The following is an 18,754-nucleotide window of genomic DNA, read 5'->3' on the forward strand; positions in this document are numbered from 1 at the left end:
GGCGGCTCAGCGGAGGTCGGCGGAGACGAGGGACCAGACCTCCAGGTCGACCCGGCCGCCGCGGACGAAGCCGGCGTTGCGCAGCAGGCCCTCGTAGCTGAACCCGGCCTTCTCGGCCACCCGGCGGGAGGCCAGGTTGCCGGGGGCGACCCGCAGCTCGACGCGCTGGAAGCCGTGTTCGAGGATCAGCGCGATGGCGAGCGCGTCGACCGCCTCGGCCGCCAGGCCGAAGCCCCGCGCGTGCGCCGCCATCGCGTAGGAGACCTCGGTGCACCGGGCGCCCCAGTCGGTGCGCCGGGTCCACAGGCAGCCCACCACCCGGTCGTCCTCGCGGCGTACCACCGCGTAGTGGTCGCCGTCGCCGCTGTCGCGCCGCTGCCGCGCCAGGTCGGTGCACCAGGCCAGCCCGTCGATCCGGCCGGAGGTGTCGGCCAGCGGCAGCCACCGCTGGGTCTGCCGGTCGGCGAAGACCTCGTCGGCCGCCGCCGCGTCGGCCCCGGTCAGCGCGCGTACCTCGGTGCGGGGCGTGGAGACCGTCAGCGCCGGGAAGCGGCGGACCGCCACCTGGCCGATCACGCCGGCACCCCGTGGGGCCGGGCGGTCGCGGGGTCGGCCGCCGCCCGCGCCGCCGCGTCGACCAGCCGGGCCGCCAGCTGCGGGTACGCCGCCCAGTGCAGGGTGAGCTGCGAGGCGTGCACGCCCCGCCAGACGAAGCCCTCGGGCGCCCCGCCGTCCCAACTCCACGCCGGCCGCGCCCCGGCGCGCGGGGTGAGCAAGCTGCCGTGCTCCTTGTGCCCCGCCACCACCGTGCCCGCCGGCCCCACGAGGCTGTCGGTCAGCGCGGTCGCCTCCCGGTAGCCCACCACCAGGCCGTCGCGGCGGGTCGCCACCGCGTCGAGCACGCCGCACATGGGCAGCCCGTCCAGTTCCCGGGCCAGCCAGAGCAGGCCGGCGCCCTCGGCGACGACGGGCCGCCCGGTGCGGGCCAGCTCGGCGACCGCGATGCAGAGCCGGCGGTTGGCGGAGAGCTGCCCGGCGTACGACTCGGGCAGCCCGCCGCCGACGACCAGCCCGCCGGTGGCGGCGGGCAGCGCCTCGTCGTGCAGCGGGTCGACCGTCACCACCTCGGCGCCGGCCGCCCGGAGCAGCTCGGCGGTCTCGGCGTGGCTGTAGCTGCCGCCCGGCGCACCGGCGACCGCGACGACCGGGCGCGACCCGGCGGTCTCCCGCCCCACCTCCGGCGCCCAGGGCGGCGCGGGCAGCGGCGGGGCGGAGCGGGCCAGGCCCAGCAGCCGGTCCAGCTCGACGGTGGCGGCGACCGCCTCGCCGAGCCGGCGGACCGCGCGGGTGGCCTCCCCGGTGCGGGCGAGCGCGGGCACCGCCCCGTACCGGCGGGCGGGCAGCACGGACGGCAGGTCCTGGCGACGCAGCGCGCCGTAGACCGGCACCCCGATGTCGTCGAGCGCCTCGCGCAGCAGCTCCTCGTGCCGGGCGGACGCCACCCGGTTGAGGATCACCCCGCCGAGCCAGAGCTGCTCGTCGTACGACCGGAAGCCGTGCACCAGGGCGGCCACCGACTGTCCCGTCGCGGCGACGTCGACCACCAGCACGACCGGGCTGCGCAGCGCGGTGGCCACGGCGGCCGTCGACTCGCTCTCCGGGCGGCCGGCGAGGCTGTCGTACAGCCCCATGCTGCCCTGCACCACCGCGAGCCCGGCGCCGGCCGCGCCGTGGCCGACGAGCGGGGCGATCCGGTCGGCGCCGACCAGCCGGGGATCGAGGGTCCGACCGGGGCGGCCGGCGGCCAGCCCGAGGTACGCGGCGTCGACGTGGTCGGGGCCGACCTTGAATCCGGCGACGTCCAGGCCCCGGTCGGCGAACGCGGCGAGCAGCCCGATCGCCAGCGCGTTCTTGCCGTGGCCGGAGGACGGCGCGCTGAGCACCAGGCGCGGCACGACGGTCATCATCGACTCCCTGCGGGGCGGCTGGGGACCTGCGGCGGGCCGACCGCGCGGTCCGCCCGCGTGACGATAGCCCAACCGACCGGCGGGTGACCGCCGCCGAACGGCCCCTGTCGGCGCGCGGCCGGGCGGACCCGGCGGCGGCCCGCCCGGGCCCGGAGGGGGGCTGTCGGAGCGAGTGCCTCCGGTCACAGGGGTAGCCTCGTGGGCGTGTACCGGTTCCTGCTGACGCCGCGCTGGCTGGGCATTCTCGTGCTGACCCTGGTCGCCGCGGCGGTGATGGTGCTGCTCGGCAACTGGCAGCTGGACCGCTACCACGGCCGCACGGAGATCAACCAGCGGATCGACGCCGGCCTGCGGATGGACCCGGTGCCGCTGCGTGACGTGCTGCCCGCCCCGACCGGCGGCAGCGGCACGGCCGGCCCCGCTCCCGCCGCGGAGAGGGCCTGGACCAAGGTCACCGTGACCGGCCGCTACGACCCGGCGAACGTGGTCCTGGTCCGGGGGCGCTCGGTGGACCGCACGGTCGGCTTCGAGGTGGTCACCCCGCTCGTGCTGGCCGACGGCACGGCCGTGCTGGTGGACCGGGGCTGGATCCCGCCGGCCCGGGGTGGCGACGCGACCGTCCAGCCGGACGTGCCGGCCCTCCCGACCGGCGAGGTCACCGTGACGGGGCGGGTGCACCTGAGCGAGAGCGGCTCGGTCGCCGTGACCCGGCGTGACGGCAAGCTGGAGACCCGGCGGATCGGCGTGCCCCGGCTGGCCCGGGAGCTGCCCTACCCGGTGCACGGGGCGTACCTACTGCTGGACGAGCAGGCCCCGGCCGAAGACCCCGCCTTCAAGGACGTGCCGGTCGGATACACCAACAACTGGCAGAACTTCGGCTACGTCGTGCAGTGGTGGATCTTCGCCGTCATGACCCTGTTCGGCTACGGCTGGGTGGCCCGCCGGGAGGCCCGCCGGCTGGCGGGCGTGGGGCCGCGGGGGCCCGTCGACCGGGCCGCCGAGCCCGCGGCGCAGGGCGCCGCCTGACCGTCCTCGCCGGCCGGGCCCGCCCGCCCGCTCAGCCGGTGACGCGACCGGCGTGGATGGCGCGTACGGCGTCGATGGTGTCGGCCTCCGCCGCCGTCTTGTCGTCGCGGTAGCGCACCACCCGGGCGAAGCGCAGCGCCATCCCGCCCGGGTAGCGGGAGCTGGTCTGCACCCCGTCGAAGGCGATCTCGACCACCTGCTCGGGGCGGACCCGCACCACCCAGTCGCCGCGCTCGACGGCGAGGCCGAGGAAGCGCTCGGTCTGCCAGCGCAGCAGCTCGTCGGTGAGGCCCTTGAACGTCTTGCCGAGCATCACGAAGTCGCCGGTGCGCGGGTCGCGGGCCCCGAGGTGCAGGTTGGACAGCCAGCCCTGACGCCGGCCGCTGCCCCACTCCACCGCCAGCACCACCAGGTCGAGGGTGTGCCGGGGCTTCACCTTCACCCAGGCGGCGCCCCGCCGGCCGGCGTCGTAGGGGGCGTCGGGTGCCTTCACGACGACCCCCTCCTGGCCGGCGTCGATGGCGGCGGCGAACGCCTCGCCGGCCCGCTCGGGACCGTCGACCTCCATCCGGCCGACCAGCAGCGGGGCGTCGACCGCGGCGTCGAGCGCGGCCCACCGCTCCCGGCCGGGCCGGTCGACCAGGTCGTCGCCGTCGAGGTGGAGCAGGTCGAAGAAGTACGGCGTCAGCACCGTCCCGCCGGTGGCCGCGGCGGCGGCGAGCACGGCCGGTGCGACCGGGGCGCGGCCGGCGCTGCTGGGCGTGGTGCGCCGCGCCGCCCGGCTCGACGTCTGCTGGAAGGGCAGCGGCCGGCCCGTCTCGTCGAGCCCGATCGCCTCCCCGTCGAGCACCAGCTCGCGGGCGGGCAGCGCCCGCACGGCGGCGACCACCTCCGGCACCCGGGCGGTGATGTCGTCCAGGCTGCGGGTGAACACGGCGATGTCGTCGCAGGAGCGGTGCACCTGGATCCGGATGCCGTCGAGCTTCACGTCGACCACGGCGGGGACGCCCGTGGCCGCGAGCGCCTCGTCGACCGAGGGCGCGCTCTGGGCCAGCATCGGCGCGAGCGGGCGGCCGACCTGGAGGCCGAAGGCGGCCAGCGCCGGCGCGCCCCCGTCGAGCGCGGCGACCGCGACCGCGCGCAGGTCGCCGGCGAGCAGCAGCGCCCGGCGTACGGCGGCGACCGGCACGTCGGCGGCCCGGGCCACCGCGTCGGCGAGCAGCCCCGCCTGCGCGCCCTGGCGCAGCTCACCGCTGAACAGGCCGGTCAGCAGCCGCTGCTCCTCGGCGGTGGCGGCGGCGTAGAGCGCGCCCAACAGCGCCCGGCGGCGGGCCTGGGAACCCGGCCCGTGCACGGACGCGATCTCGTCGACGGCCGCGTCGACGGCCGCCACGGTCAGGGTCGGCTCGGCGGCCGGCGGCGGCAGGTCACGCAGGCTCGCCCAGCCCACCCCGGTCTGCCGCTGGCGCAGCTCGCCGGCCAGCCAGCCGGCGCCCGCCGGGACCTCGGGCGGGTCGAGCGCCCGCAACGCGGCGGCGAGCAGCTCCACCTTGGCCCGTCGGGCCCGGGTGGCGCCGACGGCGGCGGAGGTGGCTGCCAGGTCGAGGAACCGCACGGGCTCCATCCTGCCAGCCACCTCCGACACGACCCGGGCATTGCCGTGCCCCGACCGCCGGCAGACACCGCCCGGTCAGGGATGGGCGCCGCCGCGCTCGCGGTGGCGCTCCCTGCCTGGACGCTGAGCGGGTCAGGCCGAGACGGGTTCCTCGATGCGCAGGCCGCGGGCGCGGATCTCCTCGGCGACCCGGGAGAGCCCTCTGTCGAGCGCGACCAGCGCGGCGGACAGCTCGCCGAGCTGTTCCTTGAGCGTGTCCTCGGACCACGCGGAGACGTCGACGTCCCCCAGTGCGCTGACGGCGGCCTCGAGCCGGCCCATCACCTCGTTCGTACGCATGTTCGAGAGGCTATAACAACCGTGCGGCCGACACACCGCAAACTCCCACTTCGACCGCGAAGTTACGGTTCCGACACCTAACGCCCGTCGACGCCCGCCTCGGCGACCTTCTTGAGCAGCAGCGCCTCGGCCAGGCAGACCCGGGCGAACTCCCCGAGGTGCAGGCTCTCGTTCGGGCCGTGCGCCCGGGCGTGCGGGTCCTCCACGCCGGTCACCAGGATCGCCGCGCGCGGGAACATCTCCTGGAAGGTGGCGATGAACGGGATCGAGCCGCCGATGCCGAGGTCCACGGGGTCGGTGCCGTCCCAGGCGGTCCGGAACGCCGATCGGGCCGCGTCGAACATCGGGCCGGACGCGTCGATGACGCACGGGTTGCCGTCGTGCTCGAAGGTGATGGTCACCCGCGCGCCCCACGGCGCGTGCTTCTCCAAGTGGGCGCGCAGGGCCGCGTACGCCCGCTTCGGGTCGTCGCCCGGCGCCAGCCGTACGCTCAGCTTGGCCTTCGCGGTGGGAACGAGGGCGTTCGGCGCCTCGGCGGTGGCCGGGGCGTCGATGCCGAGCACCGCGAGGGCGGGCTTGGTCCAGAGCCGGTCGGTGATCCGCCCGGTGCCGATGAGGCCCACGCCCTCGGCCAGCCCGGCCTCGGCGCGGAACCGGTCCTCGGGGTAGTCGACGCTCGCGCCCTCCCGGCCGACCAGCCCGTCGACGGCCACGTCGCCGGCGTCGGTGTGCAGGGTGGCCAGCAGCCGCACCAGGGCGGTCAGCGCGTCCGGCACCGCGCCGCCGAACATGCCGCTGTGCACGGCGTGGTCGAGGGTGCGCACCTCCACGAAGCAGTTGACGATGCCGCGCAGGGAGGTGGTCAGCGCCGGTACGCCGATGTCCCAGTTGGCGGAGTCGGCGATCACGATGACGTCCGAGGCGATCTCGTCGCGGTGCTCGGCGAGCAGCCGCTCCAGCGAGTCGGAGCCGTACTCCTCCTCGCCCTCGATGAAGAGCACCACGCCGACCGGCAGCGCGTCACCGTACGCGCGCAGCGCCGCCACGTGCGCCATGATGCCGGCCTTGTCGTCGGCGGCGCCCCGGCCGTAGAGCCGGCCGTCCCGCTCCACCGGCTCGAACGGGTCCGACTCCCACAGCGTCAGGTCGCCGACCGGCTGCACGTCGTGGTGGGCGTAGAGCAGCACCGTCGGCGCCCCGGGCGGGGCCGCCTTCTTCCCGATGACCGCCGGCTGGCCACCGGAGCGCACGATCTCGACGTCGAGGCCGCAGCCGCGCAGCAGCTCGGCCACCGCCTCGGCGGAACGCTCCACGTGCGAGTGGTCGAAGCCCTCGAACGCGATGCCGGGGATGCGGACGAGGCGTTCCAGGTCGGCGCGGACCCCGGGCAGCTCCCGCTCGACGGCGGCCCGGACCTCGGACTCGGACATGATCGGTGTGGTCATGACCGGCATCGTATGCCGGCCTTACCGACCGCACCGCCCGAGCCCGGCGCGACGGGCGGGTCCGGGCCTGGCCGGCGCTTCAGCGACGGCGCACGCGGCAACTGTTCGCGACGTCGCGCCGCCCGACGGGCTCAGCGCCGGCGCACGTAGTAGCGGTCGGCGTCGTGCGGCAGGCCCGGGGCGCCGTCGACCACCAGGTCCGCCCGCGCCTCCGTGCCGTCGGCGGCGAAGTGCGCCCGCTCGCCGAGATGCCAGCGGCGCAGTTCCGGCAGGATCCCGGGGCCGTCGCGCTCGAGCGCCCGGGCCAGCCGCAGCGGCGCCGGGGCGGTGACGAAGACGGCCAGGGTCAGGTCCGCGGCCGCAGCGGCCCGCGCCGCGCTCACCCCCTCGACGAGCAGCACCGGCACGACCGGGACCGGCACCGGGCGCGGCAGGAAGGCCCGGCGCACCCAGCTGTACCGGCGGTACGCCCCCGGCCGACCGGCGCGCAGCGGCCCGAGCACCCACTCCTCCAGTCGGGGCCAGAAGGTGAGCTGGTCGTCCCAGCCGTCGAGCAGGTCGTCGGTGTGCACCACCGCCGGCGGGCCGCCGCCGGGCAGGGCGGCGAGGGCGTCCGCGAGCCGCGCCGCGAACACGCTCTTGCCCGCGCCGCTCGGCCCGTCCACCGCCACCAGCCGGGTCCGTCCCAACCGCGCCGGGCTGGCGAGCACCCGCCGGGCCAGCCGGTCGTACGCCTCGACCACCGCCACCGCCACGTGGCCGACGGTAACCAGGCCGGATCCCCGGCCGCCGGGCGGGCCGGGCGGCGGGAAGCCCGGCGTCGGCGGGAAGCCCGGCGTCAACGGGAGGCCGGCGTCGGCGGCTCGCACGGGCACTCCGATCGGGGGTCGCCCGAACGAGCGGTCGTCGGGCGGGCCGAGGCGTTCGTCGGGCGGTACCCGGGACGGGGCGGGATGATCTGCTGGTGTCCCACAGCGTGATGAGTCCGGGCGTTGACGCCCTCCTGGAACAGGCCCGCGCCGGGGTACGCCGGCTGACCCCGCACCAGACCGTCGAGGCGGTCCGTACCGGGGCGTTGCTGGTCGACACCCGCACCGACGTGCAGCGGCGGGAGCAGGGCGACCTCCCCGGCGCCATCGTGATCGACCGGACGGTGCTGGAGTGGCGACTCGACCCGGCCAGCGCGTGGCGGATCCCCGAGGCCACGGGGTACGACCAGCGGATCGTGGTCGTGTGCCGCCAGGGCTACAGCTCCAGCCTCGCGGTCGCGAGTCTGCGGGCGCTCGGGCTGCACCACGCGACCGACATGATCGGTGGCGTGCAGGCGTGGCGCGAGGCGGGGCTGCCCATGTCCGACCGCCCCGCCGACATCCGCCACTGACCCCGACCCCAGTCCCCGCCCGGGTCGCGCCCCCGCCGAGGCCCCGTGCAGCTAGCCGCCACACCAACCCCAGGGCGCGTGCCTCACCCGCCGAACACCGGTGATCAAGAGGTTTGCGTCATGATTCGCGGCTCCATCGGACGCAAACTTCTTGATCAACTCGCGAGCGGGGGGAGGGAGCGGTGCGGCGGTGTGGAGCGAGCGCAGGGGCGCGGGGGCGCGGGGGCGCGGGGGCGCCGAGGGCGCGGGTGCACCAGCGGTGCGGGGGTGCGAGGGCACGGGTGCGCCGGCCGTGCGGGGGCGCAGGGGCGCTGGCGGTGCCGGGGTGCGAGGGCACCGGGGCGCCGGGGCCACCAGGTGCGGCGGCGCGGGTGGATGGGTTTCAGGGGCGGGGTGGGGCGCCGGGTGGGATGAAGGGGAGGCCGGCGGGCGGGCCGGACTCGATGAGGCGCCAGAGGGCGTCGGTGTCGAGGTGCTCCTCGACCAGGTCGCCGAGCAGGTCCAGGGAGCGCTCGCGGGCGGCGGCGAAGACGGTGTCGGGGGCCACCATGAAGCCGGTCCGGCCGGCGAGCCGGGCCACCTCGGTCAGGAACCGGCGGCGGAACGCGTCGGACTCGAAGGCGCCGTGCCAGTGGGTGCCGTGCACGGCACCGACGACCGCACCCTCGCCGCTGCCGTCCGCGCAGGTCAGCAGGGGGGTCAGCGCCGGGTCGGCGTGTGAGACGTACCCGTGGTGGATCTCGTAGCCGCGAACCGGGACGTCGCCGGCGGTGCCGGCCGACTGGCGGACGGTCTTGCGCGGGTCGAAGGTGACCTCGATCGGCAGCAGGCCCAGCCCCGGCACGCTCCCCTGCCGGCTCTCCACCGGGTCATGGATCGCCCGGGCCAGCATCTGGAAGCCGCCGCAGATGCCGAGCAGCGGCCTGCCCGCCGCCGCGTGGGCCAGGACGGCGTCGGCCAGGCCGGTCTGCCGCAGCCAGGCCAGGTCGGCCACGGTCGACTTCGAGCCGGGCAGTACGACCAGGTCGGCGGCGGCCAGTTCGGCCGGCTCGACGGTCAGCCGGACCCGTACGCCCGGCTCGGTGGCGAGCGCCTCGACGTCGGTGGCGTTGCTGATCCGGGGCAGCCGGACCACGGCCACGTCCAGCCAGTCGGTGCCGCGCGGGGCGGCCGGTCGGCCGAGCACCCGGCCGTAGGCGAGCGAGTCCTCGGCGTCGAGCCAGAGGTCGAGCGCCCAGGGCAGCACCCCGTACGTCGGCCGGCCCGTGACCTGGCGCAGCATGTCCAGCCCCGGCCGGAGGAGCCCGAGGTCGCCCCGGAACTTGTTGATCACGAAGCCGGCGATCAGCGCCTGGTCGGCCGGGTCCAGCAGGGCGACGGTGCCGAACATCGAGGCGAAGACCCCACCCCGGTCGATGTCGCCGACCACGATCGTGGGCAGGCCGGCGTGCCGGGCCAGGCCCATGTTCACGTAGTCGCCCGCGCGCAGGTTGATCTCCGCCGGACTACCGGCGCCTTCACAGATCACGACGTCGTACGCGGCCCGCAACTCGGCTAGCGCCGCGTACGCCGTCTCGGCGAGCCGGGGACGCAGCTCGCGGAAGTTGCCCGCGGTGACCGTGTCGACCGCCTTCCCGAGCAGCACCACCTGGCTGGCCAGGTCACTGCCCGGCTTGAGCAGCACCGGGTTGAACCGCAGGTCGGGGGCGAGCCCGCAGGCGGCGGCCTGCATCGCCTGCGCCCGCCCGATCTCGCCGCCCCGGCCGTCCGGGCCGACGACGACGGCGGAGTTGTTGGACATGTTCTGCGCCTTGAACGGCGCCACCTGCACACCCCGGCGGTGCAGCCAGCGGCAGATGCCGGCGGTGAGCACGCTCTTGCCGGCATCGGAGGTGGTGCCGGCGACCAGCAGGCCGCCGCTCACCGCTGGCTCCCCCGCCCCGCTGACGCCACGACGCTCCCGACGACGGGCCGACCGACGACGGGCCGGCCGACGCCGACGCGCCCGAGGACTCCCCGCCCGAGGAGGCGCTGTGGGAGGACACGCTGTCGGAGGACGCGCTGCCCGAGGACATCACAGTGCACGGCCCGGCGGCCGACGGCGCCCACCAGCCGACCGAGGGTCAGCGGGTACGCGGCGGCCAGCCCGAGCGCGGCCAGCCCGACCGCGCCCGAGATCCGGGCGGCCCGCTTGAGGTGCCGCGCCTCGGGCCGGGGGCCGTCGCCGAGGAACGGGCGCACCTCGGAGCGCCCGAAGTAGACGTTGCGCCCGCCCAGCCGTACGCCGAGGGCGCCGGCCATCGCCGCCTCGCACTGCCCGGCGTTGGGGCTGGGGTGGTCATTGCGGTCCCGGCGCCACACGCGCCACGCCCGCTCCCGGTCGCCGTGCGCGATCGGCGCGACCGCGACGGTGAGCAGGCCCGTCAGTCGCGCGGGCGCCAGGTTGAGCAGGTCGTCGAGGCGGGCGGCGGGAGTGCCGAACCGGGCGTAGCGCGGCGAGCGGTGGCCCACCATCGCGTCGAGGGTGTTCGCCGCGCGGTACCCGAGCAGGCCGGGCAGCCCCGCGACGGCGCCCCACAGCAGCGGGGCGACGACCGCGTCCGAGGTGTTCTCGGCGACCGACTCCACGGTGGCGCGGGCCAGCTCGGGCTCGTCGAGCGCGGACGGGTCCCGGCCGCAGAGGTGGCCGAGCCGCTGCCGGGCCGCCGGGAGGTCGCCGGCGCGCAGCGCACGCCCCATCACGGTGGCCTCGTGCCGCAGGGTGCGCCCACCCAGCACCGTCCAGGTACCGGCGGCGACCAGGGCCGCCCGGGCCACCGGCCGACGTCGGGTGGCGACCGTGGCGGCCACCCCGAGCAGCACCGGCGCGCCGACCGCCAGCGCGGTGAACGCCGCTCCGGCAAGTCGCTCCGGGCGGTACAGCCGCCGCTCCAGTGCCCCGGCGGCGCGGCCGAAGCCGGCCACGGGGTGGTACCGGCGAGGGTCGCCGAGGAGCGCGTCGAGGGCGTACCCCGCGACCAGTCCCGCCGCAGTCGCCACCGGCGTTGCCTGTCGCACCCGCCACCACCTCCGGCCGGCCAGCCTAGCCGAGCGCCCACCCGTCCCCACCCGAGAACCCGACCACCCGCGCCCTGTCCGTCGCCGTCCCCGATCGCCCCGGACCGTGCCCGCCCCCCTGCCTCGCGCCCGCCCGGCCGGCCAGGCGGGCCGAAAGGATCAACGACCACACGGACGGGGGCGGACGGACGCCGGCACGCAGCCCCACGACGCCCGTGATCATTTGACGTCGGCCCGGGCGAGACGACGGCCCACGCCCGGCTGATCCGCAAACGATCACCGCGCGACCGAAGCCGCGATCGGGCAGCGCCCAAGGGTGAGCGTTGGTGGCCCGTACCGGTGGGCGACCTGACCGCCGCGCCCCGAAGCGCCGCCCGCCGGAACGCCACCCGCCAACGCACCGCCCACCGGAGCGCCGCGAGCGACACGCGGGGTGACGACGGCACTGCCGGCGCCACCCCGCCCCCGTCGTGTCGCCCGGGCGCGGCCACTCACCCGGGCTGCGGCACCCGGCCCCGCCCCCGTCATGTCGCCCGGACGCGGCCACTCACGCAGGCTGCGGCACCCGCCCCCGCCCCGTCGTGTCGCCCGGACGCGGCCACTCACGCAGGCTGCGGCGCCCGCCCCCGCCCCCGGCGGCCACGGCCGGTCGGGGAGACGCCCGCCCCGACCTCCTCGAACGCCGGGCCCGGCTCTCCCGCCGCCAGGTCGCGCCGGTCACCCCGAGCACCCGGCGCGTCCTGCGAAAGACCGGTCACCGGCGTCGGACCGCCGGCCTCCGGCGACGGGCCGTCGGTGTCCGGCGCGTGGCCGCCCGGCCCTCGGCCCTCCTCCGACCCTCGGCCGTCCCCCGACCCTCGGCTCTCCCCCGGCTCTCGGCCGTTCTCCAGCTCCGGGCCGTCGGGCTCCTCGTCATGGGGGCCGTCCGCCGGGTCGTCGAAGGGGTCGAGCGAGCCGTCGACGGCGGCGTCGGTCGGCAGGGCGCGGCCGGCGGGGTACGCGCCGAAGTCGGGCTCGAAGTCGTCGTCGAGCGGTCGGCGGTCCGGCAGGACGGGGGCATCCTCGTCCGGCACCGGCTCGGTCGCCTCACCGTGCACCCGGTGCTCGGCCTCGGTGTCCTCGACCGTGCTGGTCGTCATCGTCGGCCGGTTGCGCTGGAACCGGCTGCGGCCCCGGGACAGGTCGTGGCCGACGGCGACCGCCTCCAGCTCGTAGAGCGAGCGGTGGTTGCCCGCGTCGTCCGTCCAGTCGCGGGTGTAGAGCCGGCCGCAGACCACCACCGGGTCCCCGACCATCACCGAGGCGGCCACCCCCTCGGCGAGCTTGCGCCAGCAGTTGACCCGGACACGCAGGCTGTTGCCGTCGACCCAGCGCCCGCTGTCGCGGTCGAGCCGGCGGGCGGTCGAGGCGACCTTGAAGTTGGCCACCAGGGTGTTGCTCTGGGTGGTGCGACGCCACTCTGGCGCGGTCAGCACGTTGCCCACGATCGTGACGTAGGTGTCGAACATCGTCCCTCCAGGGGGAGATCGGGCTTGCCATCGCGAGTCGACTCGGTGCCGAGCCTGGGCCCTCGGCCCGGGCGCCGCCAGCACCGCGCGCCGACCTGTGGACAACCGGACCGCCTGTGGACAACAACCTGATCAAGGTCCCGGTGTGCTAGGGCCGGGCGGCCCTGGGGAGCCCGCGCGATTCGGCTCGATGATCGTGTGACCGGCCGCCGCCACGGACGGGGCGACACGTCACGTTCCGGACGGAGCGCGGCGGGGTATGGATTCGATCAACCGCACCGCCGACAGCACGACGAACGAGAGGTCAGCGATCATGAAGATGACCAGCACCGCAGCCGCCACCGTCTCCGGCGAGGCGCGGCGATGAGCGCCGTCGCCAACCCGGCCACCGTGGCGGAGTGCCTGCGGGTCGGCGCGGGGTTCTCCCAGGGCGACCGGAACTGGATCGCGGAGCAGTTCGCCACGCTCGACTCCCGGCTGGCCGGGTTCCACGCCGACGCCACCGAGCTGGAGGTGTCGGTCAAGGACCGGGAGGCCAAGGGTCAGAAGGTCACCCTGGAGTGCTGGATCGCCGGCCGCCAGAAGATCGTCACCACCTCGGCCGAGGAGGACCTGCACGCCGCGCTCAACGACGTCCGGGACGACCTGCGGCGACGACTCAACGACGCGAAGACCAAGCAGGAGCCGCGGCACAACAAGCACCTGCGCGACGTACCCCCGCCGGCCGCCGAGCTCGAGCCCGACACCGACCCGGCCCGCGCCGAGGCGGAGACCGTCTGACGCGTGCGCCCGAGGCCCCGTCCGCCGGGTGCGGGCGGGCGGGGCCGGGCAGCGCCCAGAGCTACCGCCCGGTAGCTTCCCGGCGTACCGTCGGGGTCGTGGAACCGGACCTGCTGGGCCCGCCGTACGAGCGGGAGACGATCGACCTGGGCACCGACGACGAGGGGCCGGTGGTCGCCACCCTCGTCCGTCGCCGGGCCGACCGCCCGACGGGGCGGGCCGTGCTCTACGTGCACGGCTTCACCGACTACTTCTTCCAGAGCCACCTCGGCGACTTCTTCGCCGAGCGGGGTTGGGACTTCTACGCCCTGGACCTGCGCAAGTACGGTCGCAGCCTGCGGCCGCACCAGACGCCGAACTTCTGCCGCGACCTCAGCGACTACTTCCCCGAGCTGGACGCCGCCGCGAGGATCATCCGCGAGGACGACGGGCACGACACGCTGCTCGCGATGGGCCACTCCACCGGCGGGCTGATCATGCCGCTCTGGGCGCACGCCCGCCGCGACGCCGGCATCATCGACGGGCTCTTCCTGAACAGCCCCTTCTTCGACATCAACGCCCCGTGGCTGGTGCGCCGCCCCCTCGCCGCCGCCGTCGGCCAACTGGGTCGCCGGGCGCCGCGCCGGGTGCTGCCGTTCGGGCTGGGCACGGTCTACAGCGAGAGCCTCCACGCCGAGCACCACGGCGAGTGGACCTACGACCTGGCCTGGAAGCCGCTCGCCGGGTTCCCCGTCCGGGCCGGCTGGCTCAACGCCGTCCGCACCGCCCAGCGGCAGCTCCGCGCCGGCCTGGACATCCAGGTGCCGGTGCTGCTCGCCTGCTCGACCCGCTCGTTCAAGGGCACGAAGTGGCACGAGTCGGCCGCTCTCGCCGACGCCGTCCTAGACGTCGAGCACATGGTCCGCTGGGCGCCCCGCCTCGGCCGGCACGTCACCGTGGCGCGCTTCGACGGCGGCATGCACGACCTCACGCTCTCCGGCCCCGCCGTACGCGAGAAGGTCTTCGCAGAGGTCGGACGCTGGGCCGACGCGTTCTTCGACGCCGGGCCGACGGTCCGCGCCGGGGAGCGCCCACCGGCGAGCCGGCAGCCGGCGGACGAGGCCGACCCGGCGACCGCCCCCGCGCAGGGCGGCTGAGCGCCCACCGCCGGCCGCGCGCCGCGCCGCCGGCCTCACGCCCCGTCAACGGCCGCCCGGATGCGGTCGAAGGTGGCCAGCGGGTGGCCGCCGTCGCGGGCCGGCAGGACCAGGCCCAGGCACCGCAGTCCCACCTCGCCGTCGTCGCCGACCTGCACGCCGAACACCGGCGCCCCCACGTAGCCCGTCGGCAGCTCCGCCATGAGCCGGACGCCCCCGCCCACGCGCGCCACCCGCTCGATCGCCACCTCCAGCGGCCGAGCGCCGCCCGCGCCGATGCCGTGGGCGAGCACGACGGCCGAGCCGGGCTCCGCGCCGATCCGGGCGATCGCGTCCCGGTCGGCCGCGATCGCATCCGGCACCTGCTGGGTACGCCACCGCCAGCCCTCCCCGGCGGCGTGCTCGTGCAGCCCGGTGGTGGGCATCACGGCGACACCGGGCTCCTCGTGGTGCCGCCACCGGTCGGCGAGGTCGGACAGGGCCACGGCGTCGGCGGCGACCCCGGCCGGTTCGGTCACGCTCGCCCGCAGCCCGATCTCCCCCGCCCCGGCGTGGGTGAGCGCGTCGGCGGTCAGCAGGTGTTCCCGCCCCTGCCAGGTGAAGAGGAACGCGGTGCCCTCGCCCCGGTCGCCGTCCGCCGCCCCGGCGTCGGTCCGGCGGGTGGGCAGGATCGCACGGCCGAGGAGCTGGCACAGCTCGTAGGCGACGTCGTTCTCGGTGTCCGGGTCAAGCAGCACCAGCCGAGGGTACGACCCGAAGGTCCCTTGGCCGCGCGGACGCCGGAACCCGCGTGACCGGCGCCGGGGTCGCGTGCGACCCTGATCCGCGACGTGGCACGCGACCACCCGATCCACCGGTCACCCGGTGGGCGGCGGTACCCTTCTCGCGCGACACGCACGCGCGCGCCCGTAGCTCAGCGGATAGAGCAGGGGACTTCTAATCCCAAGGCCGCAGGTTCGAATCCTGCCGGGCGCACAGGTACTTCTCTCGGCCGAACGACTCCCGTGGAGCTATTCGTGGAGCCATCGAGCTACTGCCGGGCCCGTGGCAGGCGTCAAGCGGCAACGTGGCGAGATCATGAAGCTCCCCAGCGGGTCACTCCGCGTGAGGGTCTACGCAGGTGTCGACCCGCTCACTGGCAAGCGGCACTACCTCACCGAGACGGTCCCGGCCGGTCGGACCGCCGAACGAGAGGCGGAGAAGGTACGGACCCGCTTCCTCAACGAGGTTGACGAGAAGCGCAGCCCACGCACCCGAGCGACGCTGAACCAACTGCTCGACAAGTGGTTGGATGTCGCCGACATCGAGCCGACCACCCGCATGGGCTACGAGAACAAGCTGAACAAGCACGTACGGCCGGTGCTCGGCAAACTGGCGCTGACCCGGCTCGACGCCGAGACGTTGGAGTCGTTCTACGCGAGCCTGCGCCGCTGCCGCGACTGGTGCGGCGGCAAGGCGTACGTGAAGCACCGCATGGAGGGCGAGCACACCTGCACCGCGAAGTGCCGGCCGCACGTCTGCAAGCCGCTCAGCCCGTCGTCAGTGCGGCAAATCCACTGGATCCTCAGTGGCGCCCTCAGTCGCGCCGTCCGGTGGCGCTGGATCGCCGTCAACCCTGCGGGACAGGCCGAGCCACCCGCGCCGCCACACCCCGACCCGCAGCCGCCGAATCCGGCCGACGCCGCGCGCATCGTCAACGAGGCGTGGCGCGACCCTGATTGGGGCGCGCTGGTCTGGCTCGCCATGACGACCGGCGCCCGGCGCGGCGAGCTGTGCGCGCTGCGCTGGCAGCATCTCGACCTGGGCGCCGGTGTGCTGACGCTGCGGCGCAGCTCCTACCTGGACGCGGACGGCGAGCTGCGGGAGAAGGACACCAAGACGCACCAGCAGCGGCGGGTGGCACTCGACCCGGAGACGATCGAAGTGCTGCGCGAGCTACACGGCCGGTACCTCGACCGCCTGGCGCAGCTCGACGCCGAGGCCGACGCCGCTGATTACGTCTTCTCCCCCGAACCAGACAACAGCCGTGGCTACCGGCCCGACACCATCACCCAGCGGTATGGCCGGCTCGCCACCCGGCTCGGCATCAGCAGCCACATCCACGCCCTGCGCCACTACTCGGCGACTGAGCTGATCAACGCGGGTGTCGACGTACGGACGGTCGCCGGCCAGCTTGGTCATGGTGGCGGCGGAACAACCACGCTCAGGGTCTACGCAGCCTGGCTATCGGAGTCGGACCAGCGTGCGGCCGGGACGCTGGCCGCTCGGATGCCACCGCGCCCGGTCGCGCCGACGCAGCGCACGGTGGCAAGCAGTCCGTATCAGAGGATCGCCGCCGAGGTGCGCGAGCAGATCACGGCCGGTCGGCTACGGCCCGGCGACCAGCTCCCGGCAGTTGCTGAGCTGGCTTCAACGCATGGTGTTTCGATCGGAACCGCTCACCGCGCCGTGGCGCTGCTGACTGCCGAGGGCTTGGTGAATGTTGTCCGAGGTCGCCGGGCAATCGGCACACACTCTCATCTGCAACGGTGACACCCGCATTACGAGATCAAGTTGCCTACCCCGACCACCTGCGTAGACCGGGGTCTAGCAGCGGAAACGGCTCTCGACATCTCACACCGCTCCCCTGCCGTCCGTCGCCCTCTTGGGGACTGAATGCGGACTGCCAGCACCAGGAGTGGCCTTGGGGCTAGAAGAAGATCTTGAAGGCTGTACCGGGACGATCCGTGGGGATCGTGAGTGCGCGGGCCCGGCCGGGTGCGTGCACACCCGGCCGGGCCGCGTCAGATCGCCGCTGTGCGGCGTGCGCTCACAGTGCGGGGACGAGGGTGCGCAGCACGGGGGACGTGCCGTCGTGGTGGGTCACGACCGCGTACAGCCGCGTGTCAGCGGCGCCCCAGGCCAGGCCGCGCGGCGCGAGGTCGTTGGTGGCGGTCTCCCGCACCCCGAACTCGTACATCCAGGTCGGCTGGTCGCCGGTCACCTCGTAGCCGAACAGGTCGGTGCCGTCGGCGTTGGGGCTATCCGAGCCGAGCGCGAGCTGACCGGCGGTGGCCACGCCCACGGCGGTGGGGTAGGCGCCGCTCGGGTAGGTGCGCTCGATCGACAGGCCGACGACCGACCTGAGGGTGTGGTACTGCGCGCCGTCGGCGGTCACCAGGTTCGCGCCGTCTGCGGTGACCGCCATGTCCTGCACGATGTTTGGCACGTCGATCGCGCAGGGGCCCGGCCCCCAGCAGATCGGATCCGGTGAGCCGGTGGTGATGTCGTACGTCTTCAGCTGGGTCATGCTGAGGTCGCGGGCCGCGACGACGAGCCTGGTGCCCCAGCCCTCCCGCTCGGAGACCGCGAGCAGCGGCACGCCCTGGACAGTCGGCAGCGAGGTCACGTGAGTGGTGATCACTCCGGTGGTCGGGTCCAGGGCGCTGACGCTGCCGCCGAAGTTCTGCGAGCAGCCGGCGCTGAACCAGAGCTTGCCGACGGCGAGCGCCAGGTCGCCCGGGCAGGCGGCGCCAGTGTCGTACCGCTTGAGTTCCCGCCGCTTCTTGAGGTCGTGGACGGCGATCGCGTTCGCGCCATTGAGCGCGGCGTAGAGGCGGGTGCCGTCCGCGCTGAGGGCGAGCCCCGAGACGCGGGTCTGTCCGTCGATGATCCGCAGGACGGTGCCGTTCTGGTCGGTCACGACGATCCGGTCACCGCCGGCGAGGTACACCTCGTTGTGCGCCGCGTTCACCTGCATGTCGGCATACGAGGACAGCGGAAGCGGGGTGGCCGTGTCCCCGGTGATCCCCGCGGCTGAGGCGGGACCCGCCACGGCGAGCGCCCCTGCCATGGCGATCATCGATGCCAGCACTGAACCGGTCACTGTGCGAAACCGCACGCGCGGTCTCCCTTCGGTCGTCGTCCTCGTGACGCCCGGCGACCCGTTTCGGGCCACTCATAGGCGGGCGACAAGTTTTCGCTTCACCGGATCAAGCGGCCACCCGGCCATGATCGTTACATGATGGACCAATTTCTGAGTCGATGGCTTGTCTGCCGTCGACCCGCAGCGGGATAGCACTGCACTGAGGCGGATCTCCTCTCTCCTCGTCGGGCAGTCGCCAGACCGTCGAGCCTCCCCGGACGGGGACAAGGTGGAGCGCTCTACCGGACGAACGGCCTTGGCCCCGTCCGGGGGGAGGCTGGTAGCCCTTGTGGTGCCCGGCGAGGTGATCCGCGGCGGCATCTCTGAGGAGGGCCGGGGTTCGGGGCGGAGCCCCGAGGTCTTCAAGGTCTTGTGGTCGACCTGCCCGGCCACGCACGGGCCGTTCTCGTCCGCGTCCGCGCCAGCGACGGCCGCGAACACGCCGAGATCCGCGTACGCGTCGCCCTGGCCGACGTCGACCCGGCCGCCCGACGCCAGCTCGGCACCCTGCTCGCCGACCTGCGCGACCTGGTGACCCGCGCCGCCGCGACTCGCCAGCCGCGCCCCGGCCGCGCCGCCGCCTGACTTTCCCTCCC

At 75.2% G+C, this 18,754-nt stretch carries 16 protein-coding genes, 1 tRNA gene and 1 pseudogene; 7 read left to right on the top strand and 11 right to left on the bottom strand.

Going from position 1 to position 18,754, the window contains the following annotated elements; all coding sequences use genetic code 11:
* Positions 1–6: 6 nt before the first annotated feature.
* Complete coding sequence (locus AB0G13_RS01600) at positions 7–576, bottom strand: GNAT family protein (RefSeq protein ID WP_357867275.1); 570 nt, start codon at positions 574–576, stop codon at positions 7–9.
* On the bottom strand, positions 573–1,964 hold the full coding sequence (locus tag AB0G13_RS01605; protein WP_357867278.1) for a cobyrinate a,c-diamide synthase: 1,392 nt from the start codon (positions 1,962–1,964) through the stop codon (positions 573–575). Before AB0G13_RS01605 ends, AB0G13_RS01600 begins: the two co-directional genes overlap by 4 nt.
* A 201-nt stretch (positions 1,965–2,165) precedes the next feature.
* On the opposite strand from AB0G13_RS01605, the gene AB0G13_RS01610 reads away from it, so the two are divergent.
* The gene (locus tag AB0G13_RS01610; protein WP_357867281.1) at positions 2,166–2,993 is read left to right on the top strand and encodes an SURF1 family protein; all 828 of its coding nucleotides are present in this window, start codon (positions 2,166–2,168) and stop codon (positions 2,991–2,993) included.
* Between the two features lie 31 nt (positions 2,994–3,024).
* Here AB0G13_RS01610 and AB0G13_RS01615 read toward each other — a convergent pair whose 3' ends face one another.
* The 4 genes from AB0G13_RS01615 to AB0G13_RS01630 all read right to left on the bottom strand — a co-directional run bounded on the left by AB0G13_RS01615 (position 3,025) and on the right by AB0G13_RS01630 (position 7,147).
* Positions 3,025–4,617: an ATP-dependent DNA ligase gene (locus tag AB0G13_RS01615; RefSeq protein WP_357867283.1), complete on the bottom strand. Its 1,593-nt coding sequence runs from the start codon at positions 4,615–4,617 to the stop codon at positions 3,025–3,027.
* A 123-nt stretch (positions 4,618–4,740) separates the two neighbouring features.
* Positions 4,741–4,947 (bottom strand): hypothetical protein, encoded by a 207-nt coding sequence (locus AB0G13_RS01620; protein ID WP_357867286.1) that lies wholly within the window; start codon positions 4,945–4,947, stop codon positions 4,741–4,743.
* 77 nt (positions 4,948–5,024) lie between these two features.
* Entirely contained in the window at positions 5,025–6,377 is a 1,353-nt protein-coding gene (locus tag AB0G13_RS01625; protein WP_357867480.1) for a dipeptidase, read from the bottom strand.
* 146 nt (positions 6,378–6,523) lie between these two features.
* Complete coding sequence (locus AB0G13_RS01630; protein WP_357867483.1) at positions 6,524–7,147, bottom strand: hypothetical protein; 624 nt, start codon at positions 7,145–7,147, stop codon at positions 6,524–6,526.
* Between the two features lie 224 nt (positions 7,148–7,371).
* Between AB0G13_RS01630 and AB0G13_RS01635 the strand changes: the two genes are divergently transcribed.
* A complete protein-coding gene (locus AB0G13_RS01635; RefSeq protein WP_357867486.1) occupies positions 7,372–7,773 on the top strand; it encodes a rhodanese-like domain-containing protein in 402 nt (133 codons plus the stop codon).
* 382 nt (positions 7,774–8,155) lie between these two features.
* On the opposite strand, the gene AB0G13_RS01640 is transcribed toward AB0G13_RS01635, so the two are convergent.
* From AB0G13_RS01640 to ssb, 3 genes are all read right to left on the bottom strand, one after another.
* Positions 8,156–9,697, bottom strand: a complete 1,542-nt coding sequence (locus AB0G13_RS01640; protein WP_357867289.1) for a cobyric acid synthase — start codon at positions 9,695–9,697, stop codon at positions 8,156–8,158.
* Positions 9,694–10,812, bottom strand: a complete 1,119-nt coding sequence (locus tag AB0G13_RS01645; protein ID WP_357867489.1) for a cobalamin biosynthesis protein — start codon at positions 10,810–10,812, stop codon at positions 9,694–9,696. The genes AB0G13_RS01640 and AB0G13_RS01645 overlap by 4 nt, the downstream gene beginning before the upstream one ends.
* 620 nt (positions 10,813–11,432) lie before the next feature.
* Complete coding sequence (gene ssb, locus AB0G13_RS01650) at positions 11,433–12,338, bottom strand: single-stranded DNA-binding protein (RefSeq protein WP_357867292.1); 906 nt, start codon at positions 12,336–12,338, stop codon at positions 11,433–11,435.
* Between the two features lie 363 nt (positions 12,339–12,701).
* Between ssb and AB0G13_RS01655 the strand changes: the two genes are divergently transcribed.
* On the top strand, positions 12,702–13,118 hold the full coding sequence (locus AB0G13_RS01655) for an HPF/RaiA family ribosome-associated protein (protein ID WP_357867295.1): 417 nt from the start codon (positions 12,702–12,704) through the stop codon (positions 13,116–13,118).
* A 98-nt stretch (positions 13,119–13,216) separates the two neighbouring features.
* Positions 13,217–14,254: an alpha/beta hydrolase gene (locus AB0G13_RS01660; RefSeq protein WP_357867298.1), complete on the top strand. Its 1,038-nt coding sequence runs from the start codon at positions 13,217–13,219 to the stop codon at positions 14,252–14,254.
* Positions 14,255–14,289: 35 nt separating this feature from the next.
* Here AB0G13_RS01660 and AB0G13_RS01665 read toward each other — a convergent pair whose 3' ends face one another.
* A complete protein-coding gene (locus tag AB0G13_RS01665) occupies positions 14,290–14,991 on the bottom strand; it encodes a hypothetical protein (RefSeq protein ID WP_357867301.1) in 702 nt (233 codons plus the stop codon).
* Between the two features lie 165 nt (positions 14,992–15,156).
* Between AB0G13_RS01665 and AB0G13_RS01670 the strand changes: the two genes are divergently transcribed.
* Together AB0G13_RS01670 and AB0G13_RS01675 are read left to right on the top strand one after the other, a co-directional pair.
* Positions 15,157–15,229 (top strand) — tRNA-Arg (locus tag AB0G13_RS01670).
* A gap of 69 nt (positions 15,230–15,298) precedes the next feature.
* Entirely contained in the window at positions 15,299–16,786 is a 1,488-nt protein-coding gene (locus AB0G13_RS01675) for a tyrosine-type recombinase/integrase (RefSeq protein ID WP_357867303.1), read from the top strand.
* Between the two features lie 277 nt (positions 16,787–17,063).
* Here the strand turns inward: AB0G13_RS01675 and AB0G13_RS01680 are convergent, their stop codons facing one another.
* The gene (locus AB0G13_RS01680; protein WP_357867305.1) at positions 17,064–18,095 is read right to left on the bottom strand and encodes a hypothetical protein; all 1,032 of its coding nucleotides are present in this window, start codon (positions 18,093–18,095) and stop codon (positions 17,064–17,066) included.
* 432 nt (positions 18,096–18,527) lie between these two features.
* Here AB0G13_RS01680 and AB0G13_RS01685 point away from each other — a divergent pair.
* A pseudogene (locus tag AB0G13_RS01685) lies at positions 18,528–18,743 on the top strand (hypothetical protein); the annotation flags it as partial.
* Positions 18,744–18,754 lie beyond the last annotated feature (11 nt).

It is taken from the genome of Micromonospora sp. NPDC023633, assembly GCF_040640035.1.
Lineage (GTDB): Bacteria > Actinomycetota > Actinomycetes > Mycobacteriales > Micromonosporaceae > Micromonospora.